The following is a 12211-nucleotide window of genomic DNA, read 5'->3' as shown; positions in this document are numbered from 1 at the left end:
GTCGCGCCCGTGGGCACGCTCAGAGCAGGCTCAGAAGAAGGAGACCGGACACGGGACTCATGGGCGCAGGCGCGCCCCCGGTGCAGGCAAGGCTGATCGTCATCCGTGTCATGGCGCAACTATGCCGGGAGATGGCGCAAATGAAAAGCCCCCAAAAGGCCAGTCCGGTCGAGGCGCGAAAATCGGTTCAGGCGATATGGCGTATGCCCCCGTCACTGCGAGGGGGGAGAGCGCCGCGGGCCGGGGCGCCCGCCTCTGGCGGGAGAGCGCTGCGCAGATCGTCGATGCCAGGGCCCGGTCCCGGACAGGGCGTATCTTCCGGGGCGGCGATCGGCAGCAACAGATGCATTGCCGTGCCTTCATCAGAGGATTCGATCGAGAGCATTCCGCCCGACTGGCGCACGAAACCTTCCACCATGCTGAGCCCGAGCCCCGAGCCCTGGCCCACCGCCTTGGTGGTGAAAAACGGTTCTGTGACGCGGCGCAGGATCTCGGGCGGGATACCGGAACCGGTATCGGCCACCGTCACCTCGGCGTAAGCGCCCGCCGGCAACACACTGCCATCGGGCTGCGGATCATCGGTGAAAAGGTGCACGGGCCGCGTCGTCACCCGCAGCGTGCCGCCATCGGGCATCGCATCGCGGGCATTGACCACGAGATTGACGAGCGCGGTGAGAAACTGGCTTTCGTCAAGCGCCACCCAGAGCGGATCGCGCGGCGCCTCGAAGCTTTGCGAGATCGTCGCGGGCAGAAGCCGCCGGGTCAGCACCTGCAATTGCTCGATCAATGCCCCCACGTCACGCCGCGCCACCTGCATCGGCGAACGGCGCGCATAGGCGAGAAGCTGTTGCACCAGATCGGCCGCACGCACGGCGGCAAGGCGCGCCTCGCGCACCAGCGCATCGCGCTCCACAGGTTCGGGAATGTCCTGATAGAGGTCGAGATTGCCGATCACCGCGGTCAGAATATTGTTGAAATCATGGGCAACGCCCCCCGCGAGCTGGCCGATCGCCTCCATCTTCTGGGCCTGTACCGAGCGTTGCGCGGCGCGTTCCGCATCAATCCGGATCCGGCGGTTGGTGAACATGGTGACAGTGAAATAGCACCACAGCCCGCCCCCGGTCAGCGCCACGCCAACCTGCGCGCTCGGGTCCGAGACCTTGGTCAGGGTCGCATAGAGGATCCAGACCACCGCCACGCCGACCACTGCGACCTCGCCCACCATCACCGAAAGCACCCGGTCGGCGCGGTGGATGAGGAACACCAGAAGCGCGCCGATCCCGGCGGCACCGGCAATGCGCAAGGCCGGATCTTCCTGCACGATCATCCAGGCCGGCAGCCAGATGAAGGCGGCGATGATCGCCCAGAAAGTCACGCCGGCGATCATTACCTCACGGAAGTTGCAAGTGCTCTTGCGGGTGCGCAGGTAAGTGAAATGCAGCAGATGCAGGACTGTCTGGCCGCCGATCCACCACAGGGTGCGATCTTCGCCGGTATAAAAATAGAGTGAAATGCCCCCCGCAAGGAGCAGCGCGAACCGGAATGCGGCATCCAGCCGGCGCCCATATTCGAGACCGTAGAGGCGTTCGACTTCCTTGCGGTAGTCCATGCCGTTCAGATCGAGGTTCTGCATACTCACGTTTTCACCGAACTCGTATCAATTAAATCAAGTAGTCGAGATGCAAAGAAAGAGCGTGTCAGCCAGCGTCGATCCCGCGATCGATCTTGCAACATTGCCATAAGTGCTAACGACCGTTCCTTAACGTAAGCCCGCTTGCAATGGGAAGTTCGTCGGAACGACCAAGGGTTTCACAAAAAAGTGCCGAGATTTCTGTTTTTGATGCATCAGGCGGTATTTGCGCCTCTGGCCGGGTGAGAGGAAGTTGCGAAAAAGGGGGAGCGCGTTGCGCCGGGGGGGCGGCGAGGTCAGGGAGATGCGGCGGGGGCCGAGGTCGTGTTCGGGCTGCCCGGCGTCTCGGCTGGCGGGGGCGGCAGTGCCTCGGCGGGGCGGGCGAGGCGGTCTTCCTCCCAGTCGCCGCCGGCGACTTCGCCCGAGGCATAGCGCATCACGCCCTTGCCCTGACGGCGGCCGCGTACAAACATACCTTCGTAGACATCGCCATTGGCATAGCTTGCCTTGCCCGGACCGTCGATCTCGCCATCGACCCAGTTGCCCTCGTAGGTGAAGCCGTCGGGCATCATCAGCTTGCCGAACCCCGAGCGTTGCCCGGCCTCGAAACTGCCGATATACACGGTGCCATCGGGATGGACCGCAGTGCCCTTGCCCTGACGCTGCCCGTCCGCCCAGTCCCCCTCATACGTGTAGCCGTCCGGGTAGGTCATCTTGCCCTTGCCATGTTGGCGCGCGGCGAGAAAATCGCCCTCGTAGACGAGCCCGTTGGCATAGTGTGCGCGCCCGTGCCCCTCGATCACGCCCCCCGCCCAGTCGCCCTCGTAGGTGGCGCCATCCGGATAAGTGATGCGGCCTTTCCCCTCGGGCAGGTCGTTCTTGAACGTGCCTTCGTAAACCGAGCCATCGGGGAATTCGGCGCGACCCTCCCCTTCGATCCGGCCTTCGACCCAGTCGCCGCTATAGACATAGCCGTCGGCACCGCGGAACGTGCCGCGCCCGTTCGGCTTGTCAGCGGCAAAAGCGCCCTCGTAGCTGTCGCCGTTGGCATAGGTGACCTTGCCCCGGCCGGACCGCTTGCCCGCGAGCATCCCGCCCTCGTAGCGATCGCCATTGGGCTGGACGAGCGTGCCCTGACCCTCCATCCGGCCCGCAACCCAGTCGCCCTCATAAGTGACGCCCGAGGCGAGGTCGAGACGGCCCTTGCCGTGACGCTGACCGGCGGCCATCTCGCCCTCGTAGCGCGCTCCGTCGGGGTAAGTGATTGTGCCGTGGCCCGATTTCTCGCCCGCGACCCAGTCCCCCTCGTAACGGTAGCCGTCGGGGCCGCTCAGCACGCCTGTGCCGTCGTGCAGCGCGTTGCGGAAGCCGCCTTCGTAGCTTGTGTCATTGGCGTAATGGGCGCGGCCGATGCCGGTGATCTGCCCTCCGACCCAATCCCCCTCATAGGTGCCGCCGTCAGCGAAAGTGATCTTTCCTTTCCCGTCGGGCTTGCCACGGGTGAAATGGCCCTCGTAGATCGATCCGTCGGGAAATCTCGCCCGGCCCTGCCCCGCGATCTCGCCCTTCTTCCAGTCGCCGGAGTATTCGTAGCCCGAGGGCAGGCGATAGGTGCCCGTGCCGTCCTGCTTGCCGTCCCGGAACGTGCCCTCGTAGATGCCGCCGTCTTCATATTGCTTGGTCAGCACCTGCTCCGCCGCGGCCGGTGCGGCGGTAAGCGCCAGCGCCAATGCCAGCCCGATGTGACGTGCCGTCCCCATGCCCGTTTCCCGTGTCGATCCCTGAGCCCCCAGCCTAGTCCGCACGCGGGGCGGAGACAAGCGGGGCAGGACGCGCGCATTTCCCGGGGCGAAGGCTTTTCTCCGCGCCGCAGCGGAGCTACATGGAAAGAAACCATCGCAGGGTGCCCATGACCGACCGTTTCCGCCTGACGCTTGCCCAGCTCAATGCCACCCTCGGCGCGCTCGATGAAAATGCCGAGAAGGCCTTTGCTGCCTGGGAGGCGGGGCGCGCTGCCCGGGTGGATCTGGTGATGCTGCCCGAGATGTTCCTCACCGGCTATCAGACGCAGGATCTGGTGCTCAAGCCCGCTTTCCTGCGCGACGCGATGACGGCGATGACGGCGCTCGCGGCGCGGCTGGGCGAGGGGCCGGTGCTCGGTATCGGCGGCCCCTTTGCCGATGCTTCGGGCATCTACAATGCTTACTGGCTGCTCGCCGAGGGCCGGGTGATCGCCCGGCGCCTCAAGCGCGCGCTGCCACATGAAGATGTGTTTGACGAGATGCGGCTCTTCGACCCGGGGCCGCTTCCGGAACCGGTTGTGATCGGTGCGGCACGGATCGGCCTGCCGGTCTGCGAGGATGCCTGGCACCCGGAGGTCGCGCAGGCGCTCGCCGCGGCAGGAGCGGAGATGCTTTTCGTGCCAAACGGCTCGCCCTACCGGCGCGCCAAGCTCGAGGCCTTGCGTCTGCCCGTCACCCGCGCCCGCGTGGCCGAGACCGGGTTGCCGCTCGTCTATCTCAACATGCTGGGGGGGCAGGATGACCAGCTCTTCGACGGTGCGAGCTTCGTGCTCGACCGGGAGGGTGCGGTGGTGGTGCAGTTGCCCGCGTTTGAAGAAGCGGTCGTGCATGTCGATTTCGAGAAACGGCAGGGAGAATGGCAGCCGTGCTCCGGGCCGGTGGTGCCACAGCCCGGCGATCTTGAGCAGGATTATCACGCCATGGTGCTCGGCTTGGCCGATTATCTCGGCAAATCCGGGTTCAAAAAGGCGGTGCTCGGGCTCTCGGGCGGGGTCGACTCGGCGCTTGTCGCGGCAATTGCCGCCGACGCGCTTGGCCCGGAGAACGTGCATTGCGTGATGCTGCCCTCGCGCTACACTTCGCGGGCCTCGCTTGAGGATGCCGCTGCGGCGGCCAGAGCGCTCGGTTGCAAGCTCGACACCGTGATGATCGAGGAGAGCCGCCACGCCGTCGAAGGGGCGCTCGCGCATGTCTTTGCCGGCGCGGCAGCGGATGTGACCGAGGAAAACATCCAGTCGCGCCTGCGCGGTGTGATGCTGATGGCGATCTCGAACAAGTTCGGTGCGATGTTGCTCACCACCGGCAACAAATCCGAGGTGGCGGTGGGCTACTGCACCATCTACGGCGACATGGCGGGTGGCTATAACCCGTTGAAAGATCTTTACAAGACCCGCGTTTTCGAAACCTGCCGCTGGCGCAACGCCAACCATCGGCCCTGGATGAAGGGCCCGGCGGGCGCAGCGGTGCCGGTGGCCATCATCGACAAGCCGCCCTCGGCCGAGCTGCGCGATAACCAGAAGGATCAAGACAGCCTGCCGCCCTATGAGGTGCTCGATGCAATTCTCGAGCGGCTCGTCGAGGGGGATCAGTCGGTTGCCGAAATCGTTGCCGCGGGGTTCGAACGCGCCACGGTGAAGCGAGTCGAGCATCTGCTCTACATTTCGGAGTGGAAGCGCTTCCAGTCTGCGCCCGGGCCACGGCTGAGCACCCGGGCCTTCTGGCTCGACCGGCGCTATCCGATGGTGAACCGCTGGCGCGACAGGAGTTGAGCGCGCGCGGCCGTACGAAAAACATTGAATTTGTCTAATTACTCCCCCTCGTGATCCGGTCCGGGCTAAGGGACCGCAAACCTTTTCATGCGAGAACCGGCGGGACTGCAGCAAAGATCGCGATCCGTGCCCAACATCCTTCGCCCCCTTTTCTCGCCGATTCGCGCGGTGCTCACCAAGCATCCGACGCCGGAGGATGTCGCCAGCGTGATCAAGGCCACCGGGGTCGGGGCACTGATCTCTGCCCTCAACGCCCTGATCTACACGATTGGCGCCTTCGAGCGGCACGAACCGATTTTCCTGCTTTTGTGGTTCGGGTCCGTGGTTCTGCTCGGGATCGGGCTGACACGGATGTCCTTGCGCGCGCGCAGACGGACAGTGACGCGGGTGTCGCCGCGGGCGGCGCGACGGTTGATCGCCACCTCCGTACTGCTGGCGCTGCCCTGGGCGCTTCTGCCGTTCCAGGTGTTCGGCCTGCGCGAGGGGGGCGATCCGCTGGTGGTGCTTGTGGTCTGTATCGGCATGCTGGCGGGCGGTGTCTTCATGCTGCATCGCGCGTTGACGGCGGCGATTGCCTATATGCTGACGATCCTGCTTGCCGTGGCCCTGTCGATCCATACCGGCGGCTGGGATCAGGCCTGGCCGGTGACGGCCTATTGCCTCCTGTTCGGAGTGTTTCTCGCCTATTTCGCGCTTATCGCGGGAGAGACGGCGCGGCAACGCGATGCCTCGGTGCAAGCGCTCTCGAAGGCGGTCTCGGGGCTGCGCGCCGCCCGCGACGAAAATTATCTGCTCGCCAATATCGACGACACGACCGGGCTTCTCAACCGCAAGGCCTTCAATGCCCGCCTTGCCGAGGCGGTTGCGGCGCAGCGCGCCGAGGGGGGCGCCTTCTCGCTGCTCCTGATGGATCTCGATCGCTTCAAAAACGTCAACGATCTCTTCGGGCATGGTGTGGGTGATGAACTGCTCGCGGAAGTGGCGCGGCGGTTGCGCGCCAATCTGCACGAGGGCGATGTGGTCGGGCGCATCGGGGGCGACGAATTCTGCATCATCCTGCGCGAGGCGCGCGATGAAGCCCAGATCCGCGCTGTTGCGGGGCGGCTCCTTGAGGCGCTCAACCGGCCGGCGCGGCTTGTCGGGCGGCAATTGCATCCGGGTGCCTCGATCGGTGCGGTGATCTGCCCGGAGGATGCCGCCGAGCCGGTGGAGCTTTTCCTGAAGGCCGATCTCGCACTCAACCGCGCCAAGGAAAGCGGGCGCGGCCAATGCGTGAAATTCGATGACCATCTGCGCCAGCAGGTGATTGCCGAGGACCAGATCGAGGCCGGGTTGCGCGAGGCGTTGAAAGACAACCTCCTTTACGTGCAGTACCAACCAAAAATCTGCCTGCGCGACGGCATGCCGATGGGGGCGGAAGCGCTGGTGCGCTGGAAGATGCAGGACGGCGAGAAAGTGCCGCCCGATCATTTCCTGTCGATCGCGGCCGAACGCGGCATGCTGCCCGCCCTCTCGCGCCATATCGCCGAAGCGGTCGCGGGCCATATTCTCGACTGGCGCGCCGCGGGGCTCACCCCGGGCAAGATTGCGCTCAACCTTCATCCTGACGACATCAAATCGCCCGAACTGCTGATGGAGACGATCCATATGTTCGAGGATCGCGGCATTTCCGGCAAGGATCTGCTGCTCGAGATCACCGAGGGCTGCCTGATCGGGCGTGGCACCGATATGGTGAGCCGCCTGCTCGATGCACTCGACGAACGCGGCTATGACCTCTCTCTCGACGATTTCGGCACCGGCCATGCCGCGCTTGCACATTTGAAAAAGATCCCGGTGGCCGAAATCAAGATCGACCGCAGCTTCGTGTCGGGGCTCGAATACCGCCGCGACGACCGCGCCATCGTCGCCGCCATTGTCGAGATTGCGCGCGGGCTCGGCATCCGCTCGGTGGCCGAGGGGGTCGAGACCGAGGCGCAACGGCAGATCCTGCTCGAACTCGGTGTCGATGCGGGGCAGGGGTATCTGTGGTCGCGCCCGATCAGCGCCGACAGTTTCGCCGCCTTTTTGGAAGCCCAGAACCGCGCTGCAAGTTGAGCCGCGTTGAGAGCCGCGCTGCGCCCTAAGCCGGAACCGGCCTGAGCACACCATGCGGCTGCCCCGCTTGCGGGTGGCAGCGTTCGCAAAATGGGTGCGCCGTCCGTGGGCGAGGCTTCCACCCTGCCTGCGGGGAGGCAGTCGCCACCGGGGTGACGGGACGGCGCGGGGCACTCATACTCAAACTGCCTCGCAAAACAGGATCTCCAGGGCCGCGCCCGTGAGGGAGCAGCCGCGCCGGTGTGGTCTTTTCGTCCGATGCGCCTTGCGCAAATTTCCTGCAGAATTCGGGCCGGATGCCCGATTGACTGCCCGTGAGACGGCCCATAGTGCCGGAATCGCGTTATAATCTCCCGCGACTATGGCCGGAGTTGGGCGGGCAGAAAGCGCTTGAGCAAGGAAAATAGTCATCGTGCGAAAGACTTCATAATAGGGTGCACAATCTTCTCCGAAAACTCCCCCGCGATCAAGTCTGTTGATGAGCAATCTGTGGTTGCACGCTCCGCCTTCCGCCGCGCCAGATCGTCCCGGAGGCGGATCGGGGCTTTGCCGCGTCGCGGCGCAAGGCTAGGGTCGCGGCCGGTCGCGCAGATGGGGCGCGGGCGCAAGAGCGGAGGGGCACGAATGGGCAAGGATCAAGGAGAGTTCTGGGATCGGGTGGCGGAGCGCTACGCGGCGCGCCCGCTGAAGGATCCGGCGGCCTATGACGAGATGCTGGTCGAGGTCGGCGGCTGGTTGCAGCCCGGTGACCGGGTGCTTGAGATCGGTTGCGGCACCGGCTCAACCGCGGTGCGGCTGGGCGGCACGGTGGGACGTTGGCTCGCCACCGATCTCTCGGCCGAGATGGTGCGTATCGCACAGGCCAAGGCCGCGCCCGAAGGAGTGCGCTTCGCGCAGGCCGGGGCCGAAACGCTCCATGCAGAGGCGCCGTTCGATGCGATCTGCGCCTTCCACATCTTGCATCTGGTCCCCGATGCGCCCGCAACGCTGGCGGTGCTGCGCCGCCAGCTTGTGCCTGGAGGGCTCCTGATCTCGAAAACCTGGTGCCTGCGCGATTTCAACCCGCTGATGCGGATGATCTTTCCGCTCCTGCGGGCGCGGGGCTACATGCCGCCCATCCGGCAGATCCGGGCCACCGAGCTGCGCGCAATGATCACCGATGCGGGCTTCACCATTGCCGGCGAGCGCCATTTCGGCAAGCATCGCCAAAGCCGCTTCATTGTCGCGCGTCGCACGGATTGAGGCCGGCTCAGGCCGCGTCGCCGCCGTCTTTCGGGGCGTTTTTCGCTCCGGGGGCGGTGTATTTGTAAAGCAGATGATAGCCGGCATAGCCGCCCGCCGCGGCGAAGATCGCGGCCCAGACGAAGCTTTTTGTCGTGAACACTTCGACCGCCGCCCAGAGGAAGCAGAAAGCTACGAGCGCAATGCGCACCCAAAGCGGTTTGAACATCGGATGATCGAAGCTCGCCATCGCAAATCCTCTCCTGCGCCCCGTCGCGCGACGGATTGGCGCTTGTGCACCCGGCAACCGGGCCTTGAGCGGAACGCGCAGGCCTCCGCACGCCCCGGACGCGCCGCGGACCAACCGCGGGGCGGCGGCCCGCCTCGCGCCGACCGCAGCGCCACCATCGCCGGATGAGGCGCAAAGTCAATGCCGGGCGGTGGGCTGGCCGGGCGCTGCGGCGCCCCGCCGCGGCGCAGGCGCGATGGTAACATTCCGTTAGCCGCGTCTGCGATCTGTTCTTGGCCGCATTGAGAATTATTCTCGATAGAAAGCACTTCTTGACGATTTGCTGCAATTCTGGGCGTCGATCGACCGGCTTTCATCTGGTTTTCTTGTTCTCGTACTCGTGCCTGGTCCCTTCCCATCCACAAGCCCGATAGGTTCCTCTTGTCTCGTCTCACTGGAATATCCGCCCGAATTTATGGCATCGTGGCTGTCGCCGCGCTTGCCCTCGTCATCCTGTCCGAAACCCTGCTGAATTTCGCCTCGAACAACGCTTTCGAAATGCGCGAACAGCATCTGAGCGACGTTACCGATACCGCGATCAGTGTTCTGGCCGAGTTGCAGGCCGAGGTTGATGCCGGGACGATAACCGCCGAAGAAGCTCGCACCGAGGGCGCAAAACGTCTGACCGGTCTGAAATTCGACAAGACGGGTTACTTCTACGCCTTCGATACATCGGGGGTGATGCTTGTGCATCCGACGATGCCGAACTGGGTCGGCAAAGCCCAGCTCGATTACGAAGATGCCTATGGCACCAAGATCTTCGTCGAGATGCTCCAGATCGTGAAAGACGCCGGTCGCGGCCATCTGGACTATTATTTCCGCAAGCCCGACAGCGACGTGGCGGAGGCCAAGATCGGTTATGTGGCGGAGTACAAGCCTTGGGGATGGATCGTCGGTACCGGCTCCTATGTCTCTGACATCGAGGCGGCGCTCAGTGCGTTGCGCACGATCTCGATGACGGCGATGGGCGTGGCCTTGCTTGCCCTGCTCGGGATCGCCACGGTGTTGGCGCGTTCGGTGACGAAGCCCTTCGCGCAGGTCCATGCCCGCATGGATGCGATGACCGATGGCGATACCGCGAGCCCCGTGCCCTGCCAGAAGAATGGCAGCGAAGTCGGCGACATGGCGCGTGCGCTGGAGCATTTCCGCGAATCGCTGGAGCAGAAGAACGCTCTGGAAGCGCGGCAGCGTGCTCAGGCCGAAGAACTGGCGCGTGCCGAAGAGGAAGCCCGCATCCGCGATGCCGAGTTGCAACGGCGCGAAGCCGAGGCGGCCGAGGAAAAGGCGCGAGAAGAAGCCCGCCGGTCTGCGGAACGGGCCGAGCACGAGGCGAATCTGGCCGCGGAGCGCGAGCAGCAACTCAAGGAGCAGTCGCTGATCGTGACCGCGCTGGCCGATGGTCTGCGGGCGATGTCGGAAGGCGATCTGACGGCGCGAATCGAGGCGGCCTTCCCGCCTGCCTATGCCGAGCTGCGCAACAACTTCAACGCTGCCATGGGTAAGATGGCCAATCTGATTGCCTCGATCGTGCAGACCACCAATGCGGTCGAGGAAGGTGCGGGTCAGCTCTCGATCGCCTCGGCCGAATTGGGCCGACGCACCGAGACCCAGGCTGCCTCGCTTGAGGAGACGGCCGCGGCGATGAACGAGATGGCGTCCTCGGTGGAGCAATCGGTGAGCGGCGCGCGGACGGCGGCGCAAGCCGTGACCCGGACGCGCGAAACCACCGCGACCGGACTGGGCGTGGTGCGCGAGACGGCGGCGGCGATGAACGACATTGCGCGCAGTTCCGAGCAGATCTCGCGCATCACCTCCGTGATCGACGATATCGCTTTCCAGACCAACCTTCTGGCGCTCAACGCCGGCGTCGAGGCGGCGCGGGCGGGCGAGACCGGGCGCGGCTTCGCGGTGGTTGCCTCCGAGGTGCGGGCGCTGGCGCAGCGCTCGTCGGAAGCGGCCAAGGAAATCGCCGAGCTGATCGAGACCTCTTCGCGTCAGGTGCATTCGGGGGTGCAGCTTGCCGCGCGCTCCGATACCGCGCTGGGCCAGATCGACAAACTGGTGACCGAGCTTGACGAATTGCTGAGCAATATCAGCAGCGCCGCGACCGAGCAGAATGCGGGCATCTCCGAAGTGACCGCCGCGGTGAACCAGCTCGATCAGGTGACCCAGCACAATGCCGCGATGTTCGAGGAAAACTCGGCCGCGACCCAGGGCCTGCTGGCCGAGGCGCGCACGCTCAAATCGCTCAGCGGCGTGTTCCGCATCGGGGCCGATGCGCAGGCCGATGCCGAGGGGATGCGTTACGCCTCCTGATGTGCACTGCCGCCGGGGCGGGGCAAGGAACCCGCCGCCCCGAGCGTGCAACCGGATCTTCTGCCGCAACGCCGCGCAATCTCGCGCGGCGTTTGCATCTGTCCCAGCCGGAAGGACCGCAGGAGGGCAGGGCGTCCGGTGCGGGGCGAGTGGCCCGGAACCACTTGCCCGAGAACGGGTTGCCAGGGAGAACCTGACTGGAAGGCCGGGCGGCGCACAAGGAAACGCCCGCTCTTCGGCCCCTTCCCGCGGGAAGGGTGGAAGAGCGGGCGCCAACCCGAAGAGGTGCGGGCGGTCAGGCCGCCCGCAACCGCAAGATCTTGTCAGGGACGACGCGAGATCGTCGCAAAGCCGAACGTTTGCGAGAACGGCAGGAAGTCGCCCGGGATCACGTTCGATTGACGCGGGCTGTCTTTGAGCAGCGGCGCTTTCCAGAACGCGGCCGATTTCGGCGCTGCATCACGCGGGCAGAGGTTGTCTTTGCGCGGCGTGTCTTTCACGAGCGGCGTCGGCCAGAAGCTGGCGGACATGAAGTTGTCGCCTTCATAGACGTTCTTCTTGCGCGGCGTGTCTTGCAGCAGCGGCCAGCCGAAGCGAGCCGAGAACTCGCCCGCCGGTTCCGCTTTCACGGGCGCGTTCAGGAAGATGTGCCGATGGTCTTTCATGATGTTGTCGGTGGTCATTTTGGTCTTTTCCTCGCAGGTGAACTCTTCAGTGACGTTTTCAAGCGCAACAGCATCCGCGCGAGCGGCGATGGTACGCACGAGTTTCGCCGCGCCAAGCGGCTTGTGGCTGACTTTCGCGACGAGCGCGGCGGCACCGCCAGCGAGCCGCTCTGCATAACCGGCAACGGCACTTTCGTGCACGCCGGCGGTTTTGAGTGCTTCGACAAGGGCGGCACGTTTACGACCGTCAGCCGTGACGACCGTGACCGCGCCGGGTTTGATCCCTTCTCGCGTGAGTTGGCGTGCGATGTCGCCCGCCGTATCTGCATCGGCATAAAGCCGGGTAATTGCCGTCGTCATGCGTCCTCCTCGGGTTCAAGGGCATTCCAAAAGTCTAAACCTCGTCGCGCAAAAGCGCTCCGCGG

General features: G+C 65.0%; 8 protein-coding genes. 4 read left to right on the top strand and 4 right to left on the bottom strand.

From position 1 onward, the window contains the following. Positions 1-187 precede the first annotated feature (187 nt). Both CRO22_RS00725 and CRO22_RS00720 read right to left on the bottom strand, forming a co-directional pair. Complete coding sequence (locus CRO22_RS00725) at positions 188-1633, bottom strand: sensor histidine kinase (RefSeq protein WP_097068197.1); 1446 nt, start codon at positions 1631-1633, stop codon at positions 188-190. A 293-nt stretch (positions 1634-1926) separates the two neighbouring features. Beyond that, entirely contained in the window at positions 1927-3390 is a 1464-nt protein-coding gene (locus CRO22_RS00720; protein ID WP_097068196.1) for an MORN repeat-containing protein, read from the bottom strand. A gap of 149 nt (positions 3391-3539) precedes the next feature. On the opposite strand from CRO22_RS00720, the gene CRO22_RS00715 reads away from it, so the two are divergent. The 3 genes from CRO22_RS00715 (at position 3540) to CRO22_RS00705 (ending at position 8537) form a co-directional block, all read left to right on the top strand. Further along, positions 3540-5201 (top strand): NAD+ synthase, encoded by a 1662-nt coding sequence (locus CRO22_RS00715; RefSeq protein WP_097068195.1) that lies wholly within the window; start codon positions 3540-3542, stop codon positions 5199-5201. Positions 5202-5327: 126 nt separating this feature from the next. Beyond that, positions 5328-7295, top strand: a complete 1968-nt coding sequence (locus tag CRO22_RS00710) for a putative bifunctional diguanylate cyclase/phosphodiesterase (protein WP_245860840.1) — start codon at positions 5328-5330, stop codon at positions 7293-7295. A gap of 624 nt (positions 7296-7919) precedes the next feature. Continuing rightward, the gene (locus CRO22_RS00705; protein ID WP_097068194.1) at positions 7920-8537 is read left to right on the top strand and encodes a class I SAM-dependent methyltransferase; all 618 of its coding nucleotides are present in this window, start codon (positions 7920-7922) and stop codon (positions 8535-8537) included. A gap of 7 nt (positions 8538-8544) precedes the next feature. Here CRO22_RS00705 and CRO22_RS00700 read toward each other — a convergent pair whose 3' ends face one another. Further along, positions 8545-8766 (bottom strand): hypothetical protein, encoded by a 222-nt coding sequence (locus tag CRO22_RS00700; RefSeq protein ID WP_097068193.1) that lies wholly within the window; start codon positions 8764-8766, stop codon positions 8545-8547. 420 nt (positions 8767-9186) lie between these two features. On the opposite strand from CRO22_RS00700, the gene CRO22_RS00695 reads away from it, so the two are divergent. Continuing rightward, the gene (locus CRO22_RS00695; RefSeq protein WP_245860839.1) at positions 9187-11121 is read left to right on the top strand and encodes a methyl-accepting chemotaxis protein; all 1935 of its coding nucleotides are present in this window, start codon (positions 9187-9189) and stop codon (positions 11119-11121) included. A 323-nt stretch (positions 11122-11444) separates the two neighbouring features. Here the strand turns inward: CRO22_RS00695 and CRO22_RS00690 are convergent, their stop codons facing one another. After that, positions 11445-12146, bottom strand: coding sequence for a hypothetical protein (locus CRO22_RS00690; protein WP_097068191.1), 702 nt, complete (start codon positions 12144-12146; stop codon positions 11445-11447). Between the last annotated feature and the right edge of the window lie 65 nt (positions 12147-12211).

Source organism: Rhodobacter maris (genome assembly GCF_900217815.1).
GTDB lineage: Bacteria > Pseudomonadota > Alphaproteobacteria > Rhodobacterales > Rhodobacteraceae > Rhodobacter > Rhodobacter maris.
This window is presented reverse-complemented; position numbering and strand designations above follow the sequence as displayed.